19 protein-coding genes are annotated in these 22,887 nt (G+C 52.5%); 6 read left to right on the top strand and 13 right to left on the bottom strand.

Going from position 1 to position 22,887, the window contains the following annotated elements; genetic code table 11:
* Positions 1 to 495 precede the first annotated feature (495 nt).
* Positions 496 to 3,552, top strand: a complete 3,057-nt coding sequence (rne, locus tag ABD892_RS24765) for a ribonuclease E (RefSeq protein WP_425559357.1) — start codon at positions 496 to 498, stop codon at positions 3,550 to 3,552.
* 55 nt (positions 3,553 to 3,607) lie between these two features.
* Here the strand turns inward: rne and murB are convergent, their stop codons facing one another.
* The 8 genes from murB to ABD892_RS24805 all read right to left on the bottom strand — a co-directional run bounded on the left by murB (position 3,608) and on the right by ABD892_RS24805 (position 10,566).
* A complete protein-coding gene (gene murB, locus ABD892_RS24770) occupies positions 3,608 to 4,636 on the bottom strand; it encodes a UDP-N-acetylmuramate dehydrogenase (protein ID WP_345198978.1) in 1,029 nt (342 codons plus the stop codon).
* Complete coding sequence (locus ABD892_RS24775) at positions 4,633 to 5,112, bottom strand: low molecular weight protein-tyrosine-phosphatase (RefSeq protein WP_345198979.1); 480 nt, start codon at positions 5,110 to 5,112, stop codon at positions 4,633 to 4,635. The genes murB and ABD892_RS24775 overlap by 4 nt, the downstream gene beginning before the upstream one ends.
* Positions 5,109 to 5,891, bottom strand: coding sequence for a 3-deoxy-manno-octulosonate cytidylyltransferase (kdsB, locus tag ABD892_RS24780; RefSeq protein WP_345198980.1), 783 nt, complete (start codon positions 5,889 to 5,891; stop codon positions 5,109 to 5,111). Before kdsB ends, ABD892_RS24775 begins: the two co-directional genes overlap by 4 nt.
* 6 nt (positions 5,892 to 5,897) lie before the next feature.
* Positions 5,898 to 6,077, bottom strand: coding sequence for a Trm112 family protein (locus ABD892_RS24785; RefSeq protein WP_345198981.1), 180 nt, complete (start codon positions 6,075 to 6,077; stop codon positions 5,898 to 5,900).
* The gene (lpxK, locus tag ABD892_RS24790; RefSeq protein ID WP_345198982.1) at positions 6,070 to 7,113 is read right to left on the bottom strand and encodes a tetraacyldisaccharide 4'-kinase; all 1,044 of its coding nucleotides are present in this window, start codon (positions 7,111 to 7,113) and stop codon (positions 6,070 to 6,072) included. Before lpxK ends, ABD892_RS24785 begins: the two co-directional genes overlap by 8 nt.
* Positions 7,110 to 7,529: an ExbD/TolR family protein gene (locus ABD892_RS24795; protein WP_345198983.1), complete on the bottom strand. Its 420-nt coding sequence runs from the start codon at positions 7,527 to 7,529 to the stop codon at positions 7,110 to 7,112. Before ABD892_RS24795 ends, lpxK begins: the two co-directional genes overlap by 4 nt.
* A gap of 100 nt (positions 7,530 to 7,629) precedes the next feature.
* A complete protein-coding gene (locus tag ABD892_RS24800; RefSeq protein ID WP_345198984.1) occupies positions 7,630 to 8,256 on the bottom strand; it encodes a MotA/TolQ/ExbB proton channel family protein in 627 nt (208 codons plus the stop codon).
* Positions 8,257 to 8,328: 72 nt separating this feature from the next.
* Positions 8,329 to 10,566 (bottom strand): DNA internalization-related competence protein ComEC/Rec2, encoded by a 2,238-nt coding sequence (locus ABD892_RS24805; protein WP_345198986.1) that lies wholly within the window; start codon positions 10,564 to 10,566, stop codon positions 8,329 to 8,331.
* Between the two features lie 144 nt (positions 10,567 to 10,710).
* On the opposite strand from ABD892_RS24805, the gene ABD892_RS24810 reads away from it, so the two are divergent.
* The gene (locus ABD892_RS24810; protein WP_345198987.1) at positions 10,711 to 11,238 is read left to right on the top strand and encodes a DUF2062 domain-containing protein; all 528 of its coding nucleotides are present in this window, start codon (positions 10,711 to 10,713) and stop codon (positions 11,236 to 11,238) included.
* An 84-nt stretch (positions 11,239 to 11,322) separates the two neighbouring features.
* The gene (locus ABD892_RS24815) at positions 11,323 to 11,625 is read left to right on the top strand and encodes a hypothetical protein (RefSeq protein ID WP_345198988.1); all 303 of its coding nucleotides are present in this window, start codon (positions 11,323 to 11,325) and stop codon (positions 11,623 to 11,625) included.
* A gap of 68 nt (positions 11,626 to 11,693) precedes the next feature.
* Here ABD892_RS24815 and ABD892_RS24820 read toward each other — a convergent pair whose 3' ends face one another.
* From ABD892_RS24820 to rlmKL, 4 genes are all read right to left on the bottom strand, one after another.
* Positions 11,694 to 12,398 carry an ABC transporter ATP-binding protein gene (locus ABD892_RS24820; RefSeq protein WP_345198990.1) on the bottom strand — a complete coding sequence of 235 codons (705 nt, stop codon included), beginning with the start codon at positions 12,396 to 12,398 and terminating at the stop codon, positions 11,694 to 11,696.
* Positions 12,391 to 13,635: a lipoprotein-releasing ABC transporter permease subunit gene (locus tag ABD892_RS24825; protein WP_211830479.1), complete on the bottom strand. Its 1,245-nt coding sequence runs from the start codon at positions 13,633 to 13,635 to the stop codon at positions 12,391 to 12,393. The genes ABD892_RS24820 and ABD892_RS24825 overlap by 8 nt, the downstream gene beginning before the upstream one ends.
* Positions 13,636 to 13,917: 282 nt before the next feature.
* The gene (locus ABD892_RS24830; protein ID WP_345198993.1) at positions 13,918 to 15,126 is read right to left on the bottom strand and encodes an ammonium transporter; all 1,209 of its coding nucleotides are present in this window, start codon (positions 15,124 to 15,126) and stop codon (positions 13,918 to 13,920) included.
* A 495-nt stretch (positions 15,127 to 15,621) separates the two neighbouring features.
* Positions 15,622 to 17,790 carry a bifunctional 23S rRNA (guanine(2069)-N(7))-methyltransferase RlmK/23S rRNA (guanine(2445)-N(2))-methyltransferase RlmL gene (rlmKL, locus tag ABD892_RS24835; RefSeq protein ID WP_345198994.1) on the bottom strand — a complete coding sequence of 723 codons (2,169 nt, stop codon included), beginning with the start codon at positions 17,788 to 17,790 and terminating at the stop codon, positions 15,622 to 15,624.
* 501 nt (positions 17,791 to 18,291) lie between these two features.
* Here rlmKL and rmf point away from each other — a divergent pair.
* A complete protein-coding gene (gene rmf, locus ABD892_RS24840; protein WP_345198996.1) occupies positions 18,292 to 18,501 on the top strand; it encodes a ribosome modulation factor in 210 nt (69 codons plus the stop codon).
* Between the two features lie 81 nt (positions 18,502 to 18,582).
* Here rmf and ABD892_RS24845 read toward each other — a convergent pair whose 3' ends face one another.
* The gene (locus ABD892_RS24845) at positions 18,583 to 19,602 is read right to left on the bottom strand and encodes a quinone-dependent dihydroorotate dehydrogenase (protein WP_345198997.1); all 1,020 of its coding nucleotides are present in this window, start codon (positions 19,600 to 19,602) and stop codon (positions 18,583 to 18,585) included.
* Positions 19,603 to 19,914: 312 nt separating this feature from the next.
* Here ABD892_RS24845 and ABD892_RS24850 point away from each other — a divergent pair, with 312 nt between their 5' ends.
* Positions 19,915 to 20,859, top strand: a complete 945-nt coding sequence (locus ABD892_RS24850) for a DMT family transporter (protein WP_345198998.1) — start codon at positions 19,915 to 19,917, stop codon at positions 20,857 to 20,859.
* Between the two features lie 148 nt (positions 20,860 to 21,007).
* A complete protein-coding gene (locus ABD892_RS24855; protein WP_345198999.1) occupies positions 21,008 to 22,843 on the top strand; it encodes an aminopeptidase P family protein in 1,836 nt (611 codons plus the stop codon).
* Positions 22,844 to 22,887: the final 44 nt, after the last annotated feature.

Genomic DNA, 22,887 nt, shown 5'->3' on the forward strand with positions numbered 1-22,887 from the left:
TATTTCAGTTACCGGCCGTAGATCATTACGTGATTGCGACGGAAAGTTATAAGCAATTGATTTAACACCCATTAATTGTCACAAGGACCACGGAGAATTTTCCCATAGACGGTGTCCAAATGTGTGTGACAAGGGTAAAAAGAGTCAGCAAGAACGGCATCATAACGTGCCGTGACTCTGACAAAAGTTAACTAGCGCTATCCTTTTCAGTCAGGCGCTCCTATTAAGATTTCAGAAGTCGGCACACAGGCACTCATGCTTCGCTGACTGCAGCAGGGTTATCCACCCACCTGCAGAAAGCACAAGATAAGACCTGTATGTCCATGTTGAGGCCAGAAAGGCCTGGCAAGCCGTTTCAGTATGGTGACCGTTACAACCATGGGCATCGCTGAATAACCGCTTGCAGCGAAATACAGCAACACAAGCAACAACAAGAATGAATAATAGGAGATACCGCGCTTGAAGAGGATGGCCGCCACATACAATCGGTAATTCATGAAAAGAATGCTTATCAATGCGACCCAGCAGGAAGAGCTGCGGGTTGCACTGGTCGATGGCCAGAGACTCTATGACCTGGACATTGAATCCGGTGCCAGGGAACAAAAAAAGGCCAACATCTACAAGGGAAAAATCACCCGTATTGAGCCAAGCCTCGAAGCTGCGTTTGTTGACTTCGGCGCTGAACGACACGGATTCCTCCCCCTAAAGGAAATCTCCAGAGAATACTTCAACAAAACCCAGTCTTCCGGCCGCCCCAACATCAAGGATGTGATCCGGGAAGGTCAGGAAGTCGTCATCCAGGTTGATAAAGAAGAACGTGGCAACAAAGGCGCCGCACTAACCACCTTTATCAGCCTTGCCGGCCGCTACCTGGTTCTGATGCCCAACAACCCCCGTGCGGGCGGCATATCCCGCCGCATCGAAGGTGACGAGCGCACACAACTCCGCGAAGCACTCAGCCAGCTAGACATCCCCCAGGAAATGGGCGTCATCGTTCGTACCGCAGGTCTGGGCCGCAGCAGCGAAGAACTTCAGTGGGATCTGGACTACCTCCTGCACCTCTGGAACTCCATCCAGGAAGCCGCATCAAGCAACCCTGCCCCTTTCCTGATCTACCAGGAAAGCAACGTGATCATCCGGGCTATCCGGGATTACCTGCGCCAGGACATCGGCGAAGTACTCGTTGACAACCCCAAGGTTCACGCAGAAGCTCTGGATTTTATCCGTCAGGTGATGCCGCAGTACCAGAACCGCATCAAACTCTACAAAGATACGGTGCCCTTGTTTAACCGCTTCCAGATCGAAACCCAGATTGAAACGGCCTTCCAGCGTGAAGTTAACCTTCCCTCAGGCGGCTCCATCGTTATCGATCCTACCGAAGCACTGGTTTCCATTGACATCAACTCGGCCCGTGCCACCCGCGGTGGTGACATTGAAGAGACTGCACTCAACACCAACCTTGAAGCCGCCGACGAGATCGCTCGCCAGCTTCGGTTACGGGATATCGGCGGACTGATTGTCATCGACTTTATCGACATGAACTCAAACAAGAGTCAGCGCGAAGTCGAAAACCGGATGAAAGACGCTCTCCAGATGGACCGCGCCCGCGTCCAGATTGGCCGTATATCTCGTTTCGGTCTTCTGGAAATGTCCCGCCAGCGTCTGCGCCCCTCACTTGGCGAAACCAGCGGCATTGTCTGCCCACGCTGCCATGGTCAGGGCACCATTCGCGATATCAGCTCTCTGGCACTATCCATCCTGAGACTGATGGAAGAAGAAGCACTTAAAGAGCGAACCTCCGAAATTCGTGCACAAGTCCCTGTCAGCGTTGGCACGTTCCTCCTGAACGAAAAACGTGGCGTTATCAGCAAAATTGAGAAGCGCAACAACGTGCGCGTTCTGGTTATTCCTAATCCGAATCTGGAAACACCCCACTTCGAAGTTCAGCGCCTTCGGGACGATCATGCCGCCGTTCAGGCAAAAGAGAACAGCTTCGAAATTACCACGGAGATTGATGAAGCCGCTGAAGAACTTGTTCAGGAAAAACCTGCTATCAAGACCAGTGAAGCAGCGGTAAAAAATATCAGGCCGGCACAACCCGCACCGGCGAAGCCTGCCACCCAAGATCAGGTTGGCCTGATCGGATCCGTGTCCCGCTTCCTGTCTGGTCTATTCAAGGGCGAAGAACAGCCTCAAAGCAAGGCTGTAGAAACCTCCAGAAGCCAGGAAAAGCCACAGGCGCGTAATAATGGTGGCAAACAACAAGGCCAGCGCCGCCAGAGCGACCGCAACGATCGTCGCGATCAACAACGCAATAGCCAGCAACAAGACCAGGGGCGCCCCAACCAGCGTCAGCGTCGTGATTCCCGCAACGTGGATCAAAAGCGCGAACGCGATACCGCCAAAGGTCCTGCTCAGCGTACTAAACAGGCGCCTAAACAGGAGCATCCGGTTCAGGATGACAACAAACCAGGCAATCGCCCAACGCGCGAAGAACGCCAACCTGACCAGGCTACTGGTTCGGATGAGCGCCGTCGCCGCCCACGCAACCTGGCCAATCGTCGCAGAAGCAATCGACCTTCACAACGCGATCGTCAGCAGTCCGAGCAGATTGAAAACAATGAGCAGGTTGTCATTTCAAACGAGCCGGCATCAGCTGAAAAGCGCACACCAGAGCAATCTCGCCAGAGCGAACCCCAACAGCAAGAAAATGTTCGCAAGGAACAGGAACGCAGTACAACTGCCCGCCCTGTGAGCGAGACTGCTACCAAAGATGCTACTGCCACTGAAACTCCGGCAACACCTGCTGAGAGCAAAGCGCCTCAGGAGTCGACTCCAGAAACCAAGGAAGCACCTAGCTCTGCGGAAAAAGCGACAGAAACTCAGGCACAAGCAAAACCTGAAGCAGCGCGTCAGCCCTCAGGACAAGCCTCTGCCCAGCAACAACCATCTGCTGCGCCAGAAGCGCCGAAAATGACCGGTTTGGCTGAAGCCATCTCTGCGAACGCAAGATCAGAGAATCACCCAAAACCTACCGGCATCGAGGCAGCAACTGCCGCCACACAGGCTGAGCCAAGTCAGGCACCGAAACAACCCATGCAGGCAACTGAAACAGCTGAGACTCCCAAGCCTCGCGCTGAGAGACCTGCCAGAAGAGAGCGGAAAGAAAGGGAAGAAAGGACTGCACAGCCAGCACACGCTGCACCTAAGGCATCTGAATCTACCCCTAAACCTGAAGCGAAGGCCACAGACGTTGCTGTAGAAGCCAATGTCTCACGCGAACAGCCTCAGACTGCACAGCCTGCAAAAGCAACGGTCGCTGACAGCACACCTGCCCCAGCTTCCGAGCCAACGCCGACCGCTGAGGTGAAAAGCGCTCAGAATGCTGAAAATACAGCATCAACAGAGGCTCCCAGAAAACGACGCAGCCGGGCGCACAATGACCCTCGGGAAATGAAGCGCAGACTGGCTGAGCAACAAACCATGAGCCAAGAGGCAGCAAGCACGTCTTCCGTGCAAGCTCAGGAGGAAACCTCTGAAGCCCAGCGCTAAAGGGTGAAAAAATAAAAAAGGGAGTCAATCGACTCCCTTTTTTATTGATTCTTACTCAATAGATTCTTGGCTCTATTTCTAGGTTCACAGAAAAACGTTCTTTAACTGTTGCCTGAATCTCCCCAGCCAACTTCAAGATTGCTTTTCCACAGGCATTACCGTGATTGACCAGCACCAGCGCCTGCTTCTCATAAACACCCGCGCCATCCGTCTTTACGCACCCCTTAAAGCCACACTGCTCGATCAGCCAACCAGCCGCAAGCTTCCAACCGTCTGACACCTGATAGGCGGGCAACTCTGCAAACTTTTCCTTTAATGCAGCCTTATGCTCATCTGAAACCACCGGATTTTTGAAGAAGCTCCCCGCATTGCCAATAACCTTTGGATCTGGCAACTTCTCCCTGCGGATATCGCAGACAGCATGACAGATATCCATGCCTGTAGGCTGCCCTCTTTCGCAAGCCAATACTTCCGCCTTTTCTCTCAGCGCACCATAATCCAGCTCAGGCATCAGGGTTTTACTCAGCCTCAGCGTCACCGAAGTGATAACAACCTGATCCAGCAAGCGGCTTTTAAACACTGAATCCCTGTACCCAAAGGCACAGTCTTCGGCTGACAATGTCATGATCTCACCGGTCTGCCGGTCAATCGCCTCAAGGCTGACAAAACGGTCTTTGAGCTCTACCCCATAAGCCCCTATGTTCTGAACAGGTGCGGCACCAACACAACCAGGAATCAACGCCAGGTTTTCCAGCCCATAAAAGCCTTGCTCAAGACTCCAGCAGACCAGCGAATGCCAATGTTCACCAGCTCCCACTTTTAACAAGACCGAGTCGTTTTGGCTTTCTACAACTACTCGACCCTTCAAGCGAATCAACAGAACCAAGGCATCCAAGCATTCACTTAGAACAACATTGCTTCCCTCACCCAGCGGGATAACTGGTAGGTTACGTTCGCGGGCAAATGCCAGCGCCTCTCGAAGCACGACCAGGGACTCAACCCGCACAAAATAACGAGCAACGGATTCAAGTCCCAGCGTATTCAATGCTTTAAGATTGACATACTCCTCAATCTTCAAACTCATGCCGCCCCTTCCAACGTTGGCTTCAATGAAGAAAGCAGCGCCTGCGATGCATCCTCGATAAAATCAAGAACCGTTTCAAAACCACCCTTTCCACCATAATAAGGATCTGGCACTTCTGCCTGCACACTTCCCTCATAGTCCAGAAACAGTCGTACCTTATCTTGAGAAGACGCCGGACAACAGGATAACAATGCCTGAAGATTGGCCTTATCCATGGCTAGAATGAGGTCAAAACGATCAAAATCTTCCGCTTGAACCTGTCGCGAACTTATATGGGACATTCGGTAGCCCCGATAGGAAGCAGCTTCAACAGCCCGATGATCTGGCGACTCACCGACATGACAGGCACTGGTTCCTGCAGAATCCACATCAATCTGATCACTTAAACCCGCTTGTTCCACAATGTGTTCAAAAACACCCTGCGCTGTCGGTGACCGACAAATATTCCCTAAACAAACAAATAAAATCCGCCTCATGCAGAAACACTCAAATCCCTTTCAATGATGAATCGTCTGATACGCTCCAGATCAGCACTGGTGTCAATGCCGGCTGGCGGCAATTCGGCGGCTTCGGCCACATGGATCGCGCGCCCATGCCAAAGCACCCGCAGCTGCTCCAGCTTTTCAAGGTCTTCCAGCGGTGAAACACCCCAGTCCACAAACGCATTGAGAAGATCGACACGATAGGCATAAATGCCAATATGACGCTGGTACAAAGGGCTGTCTGCGATTTCATCCGTTACTCCATCCGCGAAACGGTCGCGATCCCAAGGAATCACCGCACGACTGAAATAACGGGCCATGCCTCGGGTATCAGCCACGACCTTCACGACGGCCGGATTGAACAGATCATCCGCCGAGCTGATGCGATGGCTCAACGTCGCCACGGATGCATCCGGGTTGTTTGCAAGATTCTTCGCCACCTGATCAATCACGGCAGGCGGAATCAGGGGTTCATCCCCCTGAACATTCACCACGATGTCATCCGGCGTAAACCCCCGTCGGGCAACCACTTCCTGCAATCGATCTGTCCCGGTCGGATGATCCGCACGCGTCATCACCACTTCAGCACCGAAGCGGACAGCCGCTCCACGGATGCGCTCATCATCGGTGGCGATGATAACTTTATCCGCGCGACTCTTGCAGGCCTGCTCATAGACGTGCTGAATCATCGGTTTGCCACCAATATCCGCCAAAGGCTTACCTGGCAGGCGGCTTGAACCATAGCGAGCCGGAATAATCACTGAGTACGACATCGTAACTTACAGCCTCTCTTCAGTCGTCAGGGTACGCGCCTCGGATTCCAGCATAACGGGGATTTCATCCCGTACCGGATAGGCCAGCCCGCAGGGACGACAGATCAACTCCCTCTTGTCCTGATCGACCTTAAGATCGCCCTTGCACAGCGGGCAGACGAGAATTTCGAACAGTTTTTTATCCATTAGCAGAAACCGGCTGAAAAGATGATGGAAAGTCGGACAGTCTGGCAGAGACCTGCTCCCAGAAGCTGTCTGGCAATTTAGCGTCAACGGCCAGATACCACCAGTTGTCATGGGCAAAGCGGCGGCACTTAATGGCATCTTTGGCGGTCATTATAACGGGTTGCCCGCCTGCAAAAGCAAAATCATCCGGGCAATAGGCGTGATGATCCGGAAAGGCTTTCTCACCGCCCGTAAACCCCAGAGACCTGAGAGAAACAAAAAAACGGCCAGGATTACCGATACCAGCCACGGCATAAGCCGGAGTCGTAAAATTCTTCCACTCAGACAACGGTATGGCTTTGCCTGATTTCAGGTTCACCAGACGGGTTGGTACGAGTGTCATGATATTACAAGCTGTGTTGTCAAAGTCAGCAACAGGCTTCCCGTTAGAAATAATGAAATCCACGGATTCAAGGCGGTCAGCCGGCTCTCGTAGCGGTCCGGCAGGCAGACAGCGACCATTACCCAGCCATCGCGCCCCATCCAGAACAACCATCTCAATATGGCGAACAAGGGCATAGTGCTGCAGACCATCATCACTGATGATCACATCGCACTCATGATTTGAGAGCAAATAACGTGCTGCGGATGGACGATCCGGATCGATAACTACCGGTACGCCTGTCATTTCCGCCAGCATCACCGGCTCATCTCCGAGTTTGGCAGGGTCACTATCGAGTGATACGTCAGCAGGAAATGTGTCGACTTTAGCCCCATAGCCGCGACTAATAATACCGGGACTAAACCCTCGCTGCTGCAACACAGATACTAGAGTAGCTACTAGTGGTGTCTTGCCCGTTCCGCCTACCGTGATATTACCCACAACGATAACAGGAACCGGCGGTTGCCAAAGGTGCTCTTGATTTAAATGATATTGGTGCTGTCGACGCCTAACCTGCCATTCCACCAGTTTCGATAGTGGCAATAACGGCGCTAACAGCGGATTGAAATCAGGCTGGTACCATGCTGACACCAGCCTGTCGGAAAAACTGCTCACTGACTGGGCGGCTCCTGGGCCGTGATGCTGAGATGGGAAAAGCCAAGATCGCCGGCAGCTTCCATGGCGGTAACCACGGCCTGATGGGGCGTCATAGCGTCAGCCGTAATCACCAGCGGCAATTTGCTGTTACCCTGTGATGCCTGAATAAGAGCCTGCTTGAGGTTTTCCAGCCCGTCACTAGCCAGCCGCTCACCGTTGACCGCAATATGACCGCTTTTATCGATACCGATCTCGATCTGACGGGGCGGCTTCCTGACCTCTTCCCCAGTCGCCTCCGGCAAATCAATGGTCAACTGGGTTTCCCGGGTAAACGTGGTTGATACCATGAAAAATATCAGCAGCAGGAACACCACATCAATCAAAGGCGTCAGATTAACTGATACCTCCTCATTCCGCTGGCGGCGAAACTTCATGGCCGGGCACCTTCGGTGTAATCGACTTTCCGCTCGCCTTGGGTACTGTTAAGTAAACCACAATAATCCATATTGAATTCTCTATAAGAAAAAACCTAACTTAAGACTCCGAGTAATTTACCTGCCTCTCGCCCTGAACCACTTCCACCAGGCGGGTCGCTTCCTGCTCCATGACCACGACCAGCTCATCGACACGACGGGTAAAGAAACGGTGGAAAATAACCGCAGGAATCGCCACCGTCAAACCGGTCGCTGTCGTAATCAGGGCTTTTGAAATACCGCCGGCCAACACCGCCGCATTACCACTGCCCTGCAACATGATCACGGTGAAAACGTCAATCATGCCAATGACCGTACCCAACAAACCCAGCAAGGGCGCAACCGCAGCGATCGTGCCCAGGGTATTCAAATATTTTTCCAGCTCGTGAATGACCTTGCCGGCCGCTTCATCGATACTTTCTTTCATGATTTCACGCCCGTACTTGGCACTGCCAAGACCGGCGGCCAGGATCTCACCCAGCGGGGAATGCGTGCGTAACTGCGCCAGACGTCGGCCATCCAGTTCATTACCCTTGATCCACTTCCAGACCTGAGCCAGAAGATTGCCGGGCGCGACCTTGGCAGCCCGCAGGGTCCAGAAACGCTCTATCACGATCGCTGTTGCAATGATGGAGCACAGGATGATGGGAAGCATCAACCATCCGCCCGCTTTCACCAGTTCAAACACGTTTATTATTCCCTTTACCAAATGAGAAAACTTTATCACAACCGGTTTATCAGGCACACCGGTACAGCAGCTCTACGACAGGGGTTTTCGTGACCAATATCCCGCTTTCTGCAACCGATGACAATAGGGTGGTGGCAACGACTCACCGCCTACCCGAAACACCTGTGTACCTGTCACTGGCGTTTCAAGAATCTCGGCCCCCACCAGCCCCAGACGTTCCCTCACGCGCGACGACGGATGCCCAAAGCGGTTTCGATACCCTGCAGATATACTCGCATAGGTCGGGTTCACCTGCGAGAGAAAGGCATTGCCGCTGGATCCCGCACTGCCATGATGAGCCACCACCAGCACCTGACTGGCCAGCTTATCCCCGTATCGCCTTACCAGCCTCTGTTCTGCTCGAGTGGAAATATCGCCCGTCAGCAACACCGAATGCCCACCGGCCTGAATCTGCAACACACAGGAGCGATCATTACGGCTGCTCAATCTCTCCCCCGTCGACAAAAAACGAAACCGAACGCCATCCCAAAACCACTCATCCTGATCATGACACAAGGAAACGGGCAACGGATAGTCATCCGCTTCGGACACAGACAGCTGCGAAAAAGGGAAAGCGTTCAGCAAGGTCTCCAGACCACCACGATGATCCCGATCATTATGGGAAATGACAATCACATCTGGATGACTAATACCAGGATGATGGCGCAAATACGGAACAATGACCGCATCCGCTGCCGTGAAACGATCACTGAATCGATCACCGGTGTCATAGATGAGACAGTGATTGCGCGTGCAAACCAATACTGCCAGCCCCTGCCCCACATCAAGTACTGTGATTTCCGCCACTCCATCCGGCAAAGGATTATTTGCCGGCACCAGCCACGGAAGAAAACACGCCAGTGCCAACCAACGAAATCGCAAGCCTGAATGGGTTAAAAATAAAACCACGCCCGCCATCGCAAGGATCAACGCGAATCCATTGGGAACAGCCAGCGGCGGCAAATCAATCGTTAAAGCTTCAGACCACTGGAGTGCCGATACCCAAACATCCAGTATTACGCCGGCAAACTCCATTACAATGAGCCCCAAAGAGGTTGAAACAACCGATAAAGCCACACCTGCAAATAACAGAGGAACAACCAGCAAACCCACCAGCGGAATGGATACCAGATTGACCAATGGTGATAACACACTCACAGGTTGCAGGTTCAGTGCCAGCAATGGCGCCAACGCGATAAACACCGTGACCTGAGGCCGAACAAAACGTTCACTAACGCGTCGTGTAGACTGGGCACCAGAAAACACATACAACAATGCCGAAACGGCAACAAAGGAATACCAGAAACCATGGCTGATGAATGCCAGGGGATCCAGAAGCACAACTACCGTCAAGGCCACCAGGAGTAGCGTGAATGGTTTAATTTTGAGATCAAGGAGGATTCCGCCCAGTGCAACCACCAACATCACCAGAGCCCGTTGCGCAGGAATCGAAAATCCCGCCAGAAAGGCATAAAAAAGCGCAAAACCAAGACTAATCAGCGCACCAACTTTTGGCAACGGCCACGTCTCAAGAGGAATCACCCCGGATATAGCGAGCAACCGCGCAAACCACCAGCCAACCAGCGCTATAAGTCCAATGTGCAAACCAGAGATCACCAGCAGATGTGTCGTGCCTGTCTGGCTAAAGGTATCCCAAAGCTGCGGTGAAAGGTTGCGCTTATCCCCTAACAGCAACGCTTTGAAGATGGCCGCCCTGTCGCCGGCGTAATTTCTCTCAATAAACCCTGCCAACTTCCATCGCCAACGATCTACACGTGTCCATTCGTTATCCTGCAGAAGTTGGAAATTCTCATCCCGCACATAACCCGTTGCGATTACCTGCTGTCTAAGCAACCAACCCTCATAATCCATCGCGCCAGGACTGGAAAAGCCACTTGGCCGCTTCAACCTGACGGTCAGATCCCAGCGTTGTCCTGGTTTTATGTCAGGCGCCCCATGCCAGCTAAGACGAAGCCGCCCCGGATAGGGCAGTCCCCCAATCACAACATCACGCATCAGCATTGAGGCATAACCTTCACGCTTCAGGGGTAATTCATCAATTTCAGCATTGATTTGGAGATCGATTCCTTCCAGATCAGCGGGAAAAAGGCGATCCAATAGCATCAGCCCATGAAAGCCACCATAAGCAAACCCGAAAAGCACCATGGCCGGAAAAATAAATACACGGAACCTGAAGCCAGCTGCTACGGTCAAACTAAGGGCAACCAGAACCGTCAGACCCAACACCCATCGGGCAGGAAGTTCTGGCAAGAATAATGTCAGGGAAAGACCCAAAACGAGGCATATCAGTGAAAGCCGCATTTGGTGTACTTAGTAATTAAGCGCATAATTTTCCGGTTTTACGATATCCTTACTCTCGCAATTAAGCGGTACCCGGGTCACAAGTATATCTGCATGGCAAAAAAACTGTTTCAACGCTTTATGCCGGACCCTTCCCGACTTCGGGAAAACCGGTCATTGAACTTCCTGGGCGAACACATGTTCGACCCTAATCTATGGCACCTGAACCGCCGTACTGCCGCGATGGCTTTTTTCGTGGGTATTTTCTGTGCGTTCCTGCCCATACCCTTCCAGATGCTGCTGGCCGCCGTGCTGGCGTTTCTGTTGCGGTGCAATCTGCCGTTGTCCGTTGCGCTGGTCTGGATTACCAACCCCTTTACCATGCCGGTGATTTTCTACTTCACCTACAAGGTCGGTTGCTATATATTGCAGACCCCTGTCAGTCCACTGGGCTTTGAAGCCTCACTGGAGTGGCTGAAAACCGAGTTATCGCGGATCTGGCTACCACTCTATCTTGGCTCGGTCATTACCGGACTGATAGCAGGCGCTCTCAGTTATATCAGCATTCGCCTGTTCTGGCGCTGGCATATCATTCGTAACTGGCGTGAACGTCGCAAAAGGCGCAAACTCTTTCTGAACTGATACCGACGACGGTCATGCCCTTCGGCAACACCGACATCGCCGTTCTTCCTATCACTCATTCACTACAGACAGTCTGGCTGAAACATGAACAGAAACAACCGTTCATTCCAACGAAAAAAGCAGAAACTACAAGGGCGGGGAAAACTGGAAACCATTACTACCGACGGCCCCCACAGCGACTGGCTGGGCATGCCTGATTACTACATCCACACACTGACCGTAGACGGTGACGACTATAAATACCTGACGGCCGAAGCCACTCTGGAAGTGACACCTGGCGACCTGGTCTGTTTCCGTTACCAGGAAATGGGCAAAGAGAAGCGTATCGACAAACGCTCACTCGGCATTGCCATCGACCCCGCCACTTTCATGCAGCAGCAAAGCTGATGACCTGTCGACATCCGGATACTGTCTGTCCCACAGTCAGCCATCCGGATGTCGACACCCTTAACCTATCAAAGACCTGAATTGCTGACCTGTTCGACCAATCCACCGTCCTGAAGCTGCCAGATACGATCCATTTTGGCCGCCAGCGACAAATCGTGGGTGACAATAATAAAACTGGTCTGCAATCGCTGACTGAGATCCATGATCAGTCCCTGGACAACCTCTGCCGTATGCTGATCCAGGTTACCGGTCGGCTCATCCAGTAGCACCAGATCAGGTTCAGTCACCAGCGCCCGTGCAATCGCCACCCGCTGACGCTCGCCACCGGACAATTCACCCGGCTTGTGATCCAGACGTGCTTCCAGACCCACCAGCGTTAACAGCTCTTCGGCTTTCTGTGCGGCGACAGAAACCGCCACATCACGGCGCATCAACAGTGGCATGGCAACATTCTCGCGCGCAGAGAATTCAGGCAGCAAATGATGAAACTGGTACACAAAACCGAGATGACGGTTTCTCAGGGCGCTTTTCTCACGATCATTGAGTCCATTGAGAGAAACCCCACAGACACACACCTCACCACGGCTCGCAACATCCAACCCTGCCAACAGATTCAGCAGCGTTGTTTTCCCAGAGCCGGAACTCCCCACAATAGCAATCCGCTCACTGCGACCAACGGCAAAGCTGACATCCCGGATCACCTCAACATCACCGGGCCCTTCACGGTACACCTTACCCAGCTCCCGGCACTCCAGAACAACATCTTTACTCATAACGCAATGCCTCGGCAGGTTGGGTACGTGATGCGCGCCACGCAGGATACAGGGTGGCCAGGAAACTCAGCAGAAGGCTTGACATGGCAATACTGACAACATCCTGCCAGAGCAGCTCGGAAGGGAGATAGCTGATGAAATAGACATCAGGACTCAGGAAATGAATGCCCAGCAAGGATTCAATCCAACCGACAATGCTGGCGACATTGAGTGCCCCCAGAATACCGAGCACGACACCCAGCCCGGTGCCAATCAAGCCAATCACACAACCCTGCACCATGAAAATGCGCATAATCATGCCAGGCGTTGCACCAAAGGTTCTCAGAATCGCAATATCAGACTGTTTGTCCGTTACAACCATTACCAGCGTGGCGACGATATTGAATGCCGCTACCGCAATAATCAGCACCAGCAGCAGACCGATCATGGTTTTTTCCATCTGGATCGCCTGAAACAGACGGCCATGGGTCTGGGTCCAGTCACGGACGTAATAACGACCCGGCAGGGTCATTGCGGCCTCCCAGGCCAGGCGCGGCGCTGCAAACAGATCTGTTGTCTGCAGCCGCAATCCCTGCACCCCCTCACTGATGCGCATGAAGCGTGCAGCATCCTCAATATTCACATAGGCGAGACTGGCATCCAGATCCGCCCCCACCGCGAACAATCCTGTGACCGTGAATCGCTTGAGACGGGGAAAAACACCGGCCGGATTAATGGATGCTTCTGGCAGTACGACAGTGACCTTATCACCAATCCCCGCCCCCAACTGACGCGCAAGAATCTCACCCAGAACAATGCCAAATTCCCCGGGTTTTAGATCTGTTAGCTGACCACTTTCCATGTGCTCATCAAGAATGGAGACTCGCTGCTCCAATTCAGGATCAATGCCATACAACATGACACCCTTGACCTGCCCCTGGTTGGTCAACATGCCCTGGGCATCAATGAAAGGCGCCGCAGCTTCAATACCCGGCACGGCTTCCACTTTCGACTTGATGGATTGCCAGTCAGTCATGGTGCCATAGGCTGCGGTAATGGTTGCATGGGGCACCATGCCCAGAATGCGTTGACGCAGTTCCCGGTCAAAGCCGTTCATCACCGACAAAACGATAATTAACACCATGACACCCAGCACAAGGCCGGCCATGGACATGGCGGAAATAAAGGAAATAAAGTGATTGCGCCGTTTGGCCCCCGTATAACGAAGGCCGATAAATACCGGCAAAGGTCTGAACATCAGGCGCTCCTGCAACTGAAACCCTGCCCGACGACAAGCCGGGCCAGACGATCTCGATCACCATTCAGCGGAACAACAAAACCGGCAGATGAATGGCCACGTCAAAGGGATCAATTATGCCAGATAACGCGCAGAAAGGACGATTGTTTCATCCACTCATCAACATAAACCCTTGAATGACTGAAGGTTTAAGTACTTTTACATTAGCTCTATAAAAAGTCACATCCTGCATCCCAACAGAAACAGGACGTGACTGATCAACCCGAGCACTGCACTATCTACTTATTCATCAGAAATCGCATGAATCTTGTGAATAGAAAGATCCGCCCCCTGATACTCTTCTTCCTCTGACAGACGTATGCCTACCAGCGCTTTGATAGCTCCATAAACCATCAGGCCACCCACAAGCGCAACGCCAACACCAGCGAGAGTACCAATCAGTTGCGCTGTCAGGGATACACCGCCCAAACCACCCAACGCCGTCGAACCAAAGATGCCTGCCGCAATACCGCCCCAGGCACCACACAGACCATGTAATGGCCAGACACCCAATACATCATCAATTTTCCAGCGATTCTGTGTCGCGGTGAATGTCCAGACAAACAATGCACCGGCCACGGCACCAACGACCAGAGAACCCGCAGGATGCATAACATCTGAACCCGCACAAACAGCTACCAGTCCGGCCAGCGGTCCATTATGGATGAAGCCCGGGTCATTCTTACCCACCAACATGGCAGCCAGTGTTCCACCGACCATTGCCATCAGTGAGTTGACCGCCACCAGTCCACTGATACTGTCGACCGTCTGGGCTGACATCACATTGAAGCCAAACCAGCCGACGGCAAGAATCCAGGCTCCCAGCGCCAGAAACGGAATATTCGAAGGTGCAAACGCAACCAGCTTGCCATTGCGATAACGTCCCTTTCTGTGACCGAGCAACACAACCGCAGCCAGTGCGATCCAACCGCCCACAGCATGCACTACCACTGAACCGGCAAAATCATGGAACGGTGCCCCTGAAAAACCTTCCAGCCAATCCTGGAATCCATAGTTACCATTCCAGATCATCCCCTCAAATAATGGATAAACCAGGGAAACAATCAGAAACGTTGCCAATAACTGCGGGTAAAACCGCGCTCGTTCAGCAATGCCGCCAGAAACAATGGCAGGTATCGCCGCCGCAAATGTCATCAGAAAGAAAAACTTCACCAGCTCATAGCCGTGACTGGCCGTCAAGGTTGCTGCATCTGCCATGAAATCCATGCCATAAGCCACTTGGTAACCGATGAAAAAGTAAGCCAGTGTGGACACACCCAAATCTGTAATGATTTTGGATAGCGCATTGACTTGATTCTTTTGCCGCACCGTTCCCACTTCAAGAAACGCGAACCCTGCATGCATGGCCAGCACCATGATCGCCCCAAGCAGGATAAACAGGGTATTTGTCCCCTGCATCAACGTTTCAATTGCACTCCCAACGTTATCCATCAAACACCTCGTCACCCCTCTTTATCTCGCACCATATCGATTCACCAAAAGATATTGCGCACCAATAAAGATCATTTTGTATTTGTTATCTTCAGCCTCGCCTTTTCACTGTGCAGATAAAAACCTGCTCAAAACGAAGCCTCACAGGTTCTTCCGTGAATCATTAATCTAATAAGGCTACACATCAGTGCAACCTAGCCAGTCAACGCACCGCATTAAAGCAAATAAAGTGCCACGCATCAGGGCAAAGCAAACAAACGACTCAAAATAGATTCGAAGGGGCATCTGACAGGAAGGCGATAGAATCCAAAAACAGAAAAGACAAACCAGCAGGCAACAAAATGGTTTGTAAGCTGGCTATGGGGTATCTGATTGCAAGGTACAGGGACGTACCGAGAGCGACTTCATGCAGGACTGCATGACGGAGCGGCAAGCAGATGCCCCATAGCCTGCGGTGCCCCGAAGATCAGGTACACCGCATTACCTATAAAAGTTTTACAACCTGTGCTGAATCTTCCAGCACTGATGAATGCGGCGATTACGTTCGAAGTCCTTATCAAGGGTTTCGCCGGTAATATCCTTCACCTCAAACTCATCCATCAAAGATTCATCCAGTTTGAATCGTCGGTAATTATTGGAGAAATAGAGCGTCCCTCCATGCGCAAGACGCTTCATTGCCAGGCGCAACAACTCAACATGGTCACGCTGCACGTCAAACACATCTGTCATACGTTTAGAATTGGAGAATGTCGGCGGATCGATATAAATCAGGTCATACTGCCCTTTAGCATCCGTCAGCCAGCGCATGCAGTCTGCCTGTTCCAGCTGATGACGATCACTAAAGCCATTCAGTGACAGATTTTTACGTGCCCAATCAAGATACGTTTTGGAAAGATCGACACTGGTGGTTGAACGTGCACCACCTAAAGCGGCATGGACAGTGGTTGCCCCGGTGTAACAGAACAAATTCAGAAAGCGCTTTTCCGCCGCTTCCCGGGCAATCCGCAGGCGTAACGGACGATGATCCAGGAAGAGACCGGTATCCAGATAGTCGTGCAGATTGACAAGGAAACGACCACTACCTTCTTTGACTTCAAAGAATTCATTCTTGTCAGCCTGACGTTCATATTGTTTCTTACCGGACTGTTTTGCACGGCTCTTGAGGGCAATATCTTTTGGCGATATTGACAAGACTTCAGGCAGTGCAGACATAACATCCTGCAACCGCTCCGTCGCTTTTGCTTCATCGATTGATGCCGGTGCCTTGTACTCCTGCACATGCACTTTGTCACCGTAGAGATCAATAGCGACGGCATACTCCGGCATATCCGCGTCGTACAGGCGATAGCACTGGATATCCTGACGCTTGGCCCACTTGCTCATTTGCTTCAGGTTTTTGCGCAGACGGTTGGCAAACATCGTTGCACCAGCAGTGAGGGGTGCAGACTGAACTGATGTCTTATTCGCGGTTTCTTTATCTCTGGCATCGTAGCCAGCAAACCACTGTTCCTCATTGGCAAACATCAACAGCTTACATTCCAGCGCACCGTTATAGAGCGTGTACTGCTTGCGACTGCGGATACCCATGCAACGTCCAAGCCCCGGATTACCGGTGAAGACAGCCCCCTGCCACCCTTTAAAGGTGGTTCTGAACTTTTCCCCCAGGTTTTGATAGAGGTAAACAAGACTTGCTTCATCTCCAAGCCGCTCACCATAAGGCGGGTTGACGACCACCAAGCCTTCAGGGCAATCAACCTGATGCAGGTTTGCCAGCTCAGCCTGCTCGATGCGAATACGCTTTGATAATCCGGCTCGTTGCGCATTCGCCAATCCCTGTCGAACGATCCACTGATCCGCTTCATAGCCCAGAAAAACATTTTTCATGTTATCAAGCCCTGCCTGACGACGCTCACGGGCGTCCCCCATTGCATCCCGCCAAACGCTAGGGATATGACCGGGCCAGCGATCAAAACCAAAACGGGCACGCAAGAGACCGGGGGCAATATCTGCCGCAATCATAGCGCCTTCCAGCAGGAAGGTGCCGGAGCCACACATCGGATCAACCAGAGAGGCTCCCTCCCTGGCCAGTTCACGCCAGCCGGCACGGTAAAGAATCGCGGACGCCAGGTTCTCCTTCAGCGGCGCCTTACCGACATCCTGCCGGTAACCCCGCATATGGAGACTGTCACCGGATAAATCGATACCCACCTGCACCTTTCCTTTATGCAGGCGGACGTGAATACGCAAATCCGGGGATTTTGTGGCAATTGATGGCCGCTTACCGGTACGCGCAATCAGCTGATCCACCACGGCGTCCTTGACCAGCAATGCACCAAAATGGGTATTCCGAATTTCAGGGCTGCTACCGGTAAAGGTCACCGCGAGGGTTTTACCGGGATCAATATGGTCATCCCAGTCAACGGTTTGAATACCCGCATAAATGACATCGCGGTCACCAGCCGGGAAATGGGCAACCATCAGCAGGATGCGGTTGGCCAACCGCGACCAGAGACACGCCTGATAGGCAACGGCCAGGGCACCACTGAAATAACAGCCGGCAACCGTCTCCCTGACGCTGTCGGCTCCAAAACCCGCCAGCTCCTCAGCCAGCAGTGATTCTATGCCCTTGGGGCAAGAGGCAAAAAACTCCGGGGAAGTACTCATCAGTACCGGCAGCACCCATTTAATTGATTCGGTGGAAAACCATCCTCCCGGCCTCTGCAAGATACAGGCGAGTTAAGGGGAGGATTAGTGAAAGTGAAGTAATGGCGGCATTCTAGCCATGATCCCCGCTAAAAAATATGCGGAATTTTGACATTTATTGTGTTTTCCCCGGGGGGATTTTTCTTAACCCAAGCCTTACCACCCATACTTCTTTCACAATATCAATGACTTATATAACCAGCCGGCAGATCTATATAAGCACTCACACTATCAAAACATTGACGCTATTCACAAAGATTCCTCGACAGGCAGGCTCACTTCCTATAGAAATAACCTTGTAGGGTTTCTGTATGACGGAAGAGGTTCCGTTCATGCCCTGATTTTTCACTGAAGCAGTACGCAGAAAAAGGAGCTTCAGCGGCAAGACCGACTCTTTCCCACCGATCTCGCGGTCAGGATGGCCACGGGATGTAGTCACCGAAACGGGAGGCAAGACCGACCATGAAAAGACAAAAGAGGGACAAGACCGAAAGAGCCTACACGAAAGGTTATCAAAACGGGCTATCGGGACGGTCAAAGGACATCTGTCCACATGACGAGCTAAACCAGAGACAGGCATGGCTCACGGGCTGGCGAGAGGGCTGGTCGGACCATGTGGATGGTTATACCGGCGTTTCCGGTATACAAAAAAGCAATCAACATTACCTCTGAGTCGGCGTTGATCGCTCAGTATCCCAAAATAAAGTGAAATCAGGGCCCGGTTAAGGGCCCTTGTTGCATGTGGAGATTAGATTAGCGGCAGGCTGCGACAGCTTCCGAGGCTTCCCGGATCAGGTCGGGACCACGATAAATAAAGCCGCTGTAAATCTGAACCAGGCTGGCGCCCGCCTTGATTTTATCCGCCGCGGATTGTGCATCCATCACCCCGCCTACACCAATGATGGGCAGTTTGTTATCCAGCGCCTCCGCCAATACACGGATTTTCTGTGTGGAAAGATCAGTCAATGGCGCACCACTGAGACCGCCATCTTCACTGGCATTCTTGCAGCCCTGAACCGCTTCACGCTCCAGGGTGGTATTTGTCGAAATGACACCATCGATTTCATAGGCAACCAGCTGAGCAGCAATATCGCGGATTTCTTCATCCGTCATATCGGGTGCCAGTTTGATCGCCAGAGGCACGTACTTGCCGTGCTCCCTGGCCAGTTTCCCCTGCTCTTCTTTCAGAGCCCCCAAAAGCGACTTCAGCGTATCGCCGAATTGCAGCTGACGCAGACCCGGCGTATTAGGCGAAGAGAGGTTTACGGCCACATAACCGGAATAGGCATAAACCTTCCGCAGACAGGTCAGGTAGTCGCTTTCCGCTTCCTCAACAGGCGTCACCTTGTTCTTGCCGATATTCACCCCGATCACACCCTGGTAACGGGTCTTCTTCAGGTTTTCAACCAGGTGGTCAACGCCTTTGTTGTTAAAGCCCATCCGGTTGATGATCGCTTCCCGCTCCACAATCCGGAACAGGCGGGGTTTCGGATTTCCTGGCTGTGGGCGTGGCGTCACCGTACCAACCTCAACAAAACCAAACCCCAGTGAGCCGAAGGCATCAATGCATTCACCGTCTTTATCCAGCCCCGCCGCCAAGCCAACGGGATTATCAAACGTCAGTCCCATCACATCCGTGGGGACAGACGGCACCGGCTTGAACAGGCACTTGAGCAGTCCGAGACGCTGGGACGCAGACAGCATATCCATGGTCAGGTCATGGGCTGTCTCCGGGGAGAATTTGAACAGAATTTTGCGGGCCAGCTGATACATCGAAACTCCTTGATACCGGGGGCGGTGAAATCCGGGCGGATTATAACGGGACTACCATCAAAAACCAGTACAGATAAGACGCTGAAACGCTTTCAACCGACAACAGATAGTCTCCGCTCAACCCTTGTCCCTTAAGGCAACAGACACCCTCTTCTCGAAAAGCAACATTTCAAAACAGAAATCATTGAATCTCATCTCTGCAACACTGATCATGATCAATGTAATACAACGGTCAGCACCTTAGTCTCACTGACCGATACAATCCTGCATAACCAATAAACGAACCGCCCAAGCATCTGGACTGAACATTCGATGGAACAACAATCACAGCGACAGGCCATGTTATTCGGCCTTAGCGCCGTCTTGCTCTGGTCGACCGTCGCCACGGCATTCAAGCTCAGCCTGGCATACCTGACGCCGATCCAGTTGGTGCTGTTTGCCAGCCTGACATCCATACTGGCCCTGGGCGGCTGGGTTATTGCCAAAGGTCAGGGAAAGGCGCTCCTTCAGACTTTTAAACGTCGGCCGGTTTATTACCTGTTGATGGGGTTACTGAACCCCTTCCTTTATTATGTGGTTCTGTTCAAAGCCTACGATCTGCTACCGGCCCAACAGGCACAACCCCTGAATTACACCTGGGCGCTGACGCTGACCATCCTCTCTGTCGTGATGTTAGGCCAGCGGCTGACACGCATTGATATTCTCGCCTGTTGCATGGGGTATATCGGCGCACTGATCATTGCCACCGGCGGCAATGTTCTGGGCCTGTCATTTGACAGCCCGACCGGCGTGGTACTGGCACTGTTCAGCACATTGCTCTGGGCGCTGTACTGGATATACAACACCCGTAACACCGACAACCCGGTCATCGCCCTGCTGCTCTGTTTCCTGTGTGGCCTGCCTTTTATTATTGCGGCCAATATTGTTATGGGTGACCTGACCTGGCATTGGAAAGGCATTGCCGGTGCCATCTATGTGGGTCTTTTCGAAATGGGCATTACCTTTGTGCTATGGCTGACAGCACTTAAAAAAGCCACCCATATTGCCAGGGTGAGCAACCTGATCTTTATTTCACCCTTCTTATCACTGGTATTTATCGCGTTTATTCTGGGAGAACCGATTCAACCAGCCACTTTCGCAGGTTTGATTATTATTGTTTCTGCGGTTGTGATTCAGCAAAAACAAAAAACAGCCATTCAAGACGACGAGTCAACCAGAGCTGACACCAAGGTAGCATCAGTCACCATTGAACCGTAACGAAACTCTCTGACGACTAAGCCTGAAGACACTGTTGTCTGTCATTAAGGCTTAGCAAAACGAGTCCAGCCCAACCCGTTATCATCGAAAGCACAACAACCCCTGCCACGGCTAACGCGTGAGCAGTCATGAAACAAGGAGATACTGTATGAGTTTGCCGTCCATTGAAAGTATCGACGCAGCAAGTGCCACATTGGCACAACGTCTGGCGGGCATCCGTGAGTTCATGGCACGCGAAAGCCTTGATGCATTTATCATCCCCTGTGCCGACCAATTCCTTGGGGAATACCTGGGGCCTGATGTCCAGCGACTACGCTGGCTAACCGGCTTCACTGGTGAAGCGGCCATCGCCGTCGTCCAGCCAGAACGGGCTGCCATTTTTGTGGATGGCCGCTTCACCGTTCAGGTTCGCCAGCAGGTACCGGCATCACTGTTTGAATATCACCACCTGATTGAAGAACCTCACCTCAACTGGCTCAACAACACGCTGCAACCTGGCGACCGGATAGGCTTTGACGCCACACTGCATACCTATAACTGGTATCAGGATGCCATTGCCGCCTTCAGAGAAAAGGACATTCAGCTGGTCGAGCTGGCAGAAAATCCAATCGACAGACTATGGAATGACAGGCCTGCGGCCAGTGATGCGCCCGGTATACTGCTGGACGAGAAATACACCGGTCGCAGCAGTGAGGATAAGCGCCAGGTACTGTCTGAGATGTTGCAAAAGAAAGGACTGGATGCACTGGTAATCACCCAGCCCGATGCCGTCAATTGGCTGTTCAACATCAGGGGTGGCGACGTGCCTTGCCTACCGGTGGTCCTCAGCTACGCGATTGTTTACCAGGATGGCAACGCCGATCTGTTCGCCCCCACCGGCAAGCTCGATGATCACTTTTACCCACATGCCGGTGACGGTGTCCGGCTGATGGACATCGCCACCATCGAACATTCGCTGAAACAGCTCGGTGAAGACGGTGCGGATGTCCAACTGGACTATGAAAACAGCAATGCATGGATTCCTCTGACCCTGCTGCACTTTGGCGCTCAGGTCATACACGGTGATGATCCCTGCATGGTCATGAAGGCTATCAAGAACCGAATCGAAATTGAGGGCATGCGTCAGGCTCATCTGTATGCCGGGATTGCCACGACGAAATTCCTGGCCTGGCTGGATAGAGAAGTCGCAGCAGGTACACCGACGTTGGATGAAGGCGTACTCGCCGACAAAATTGAAGCCCTGCTGGAAGAACAACCCGGCTACAATGGGTGCAGTTTTGAAACCATCTCCGCCGTCGGCCCCAACGCCGCCATGTGCCATTACAATCACACACTGACCACACCACGCACGCTGGGTCAGGACGGTCTGTACCTGATTGACAGTGGCGGCCAGTTCCCCGAAGGCACCACCGACATGACCCGCACTATCAAGGTGGGTGACGTCACCGACGAAATGTGCACCCGTTACACCCAGGTGCTGCAGGGGCACATCCGGCTGGCCGCCACGCGGTTCCCGAAAGGCACTCGAGGGATTCAGCTAGATACTATCGCCCGTCAACCTTTATGGCAGGCAGGCTGTGACTATGACCACGGTACCGGACATGGCGTAGGCCACTTCCTTGGAGTCCATGAAACGCCGCTGCGGATGTCCCCCCAGGAAGCCGATTCCCGCCTTGAGGCCGGCATGATGATCACCATTGAGCCCGGCTACTACAAGGAAGACGCTTATGGCCTGCGGGTTGAAAACCTGTACGTGGTTAAACCTTCAACGATAGCGAGTGATGTGCCTATGCTGGAAATGGAGTCACTTACCTTGGCACCGATTGACTGCCGTTTGATCAAACAGGAATTGTTAAGCGCAGAAGAATTCCAATGGTTGGATGAATACCATCAACAGGTTCAGAAACTCATTGGCCCTTACCTTGATGCAGAGGAAAAGGAATGGCTTACATTAGTAACACGCCCATTGGCTGAACAGCAGTAATCTTTTCATAAAACAAAGCGGGAGACAGTTTATTCTGTCTCCCG

It is taken from the genome of Kistimonas scapharcae (genome assembly GCF_039540975.1).
Classification (GTDB): domain Bacteria; phylum Pseudomonadota; class Gammaproteobacteria; order Pseudomonadales; family Endozoicomonadaceae; genus Kistimonas; species Kistimonas scapharcae.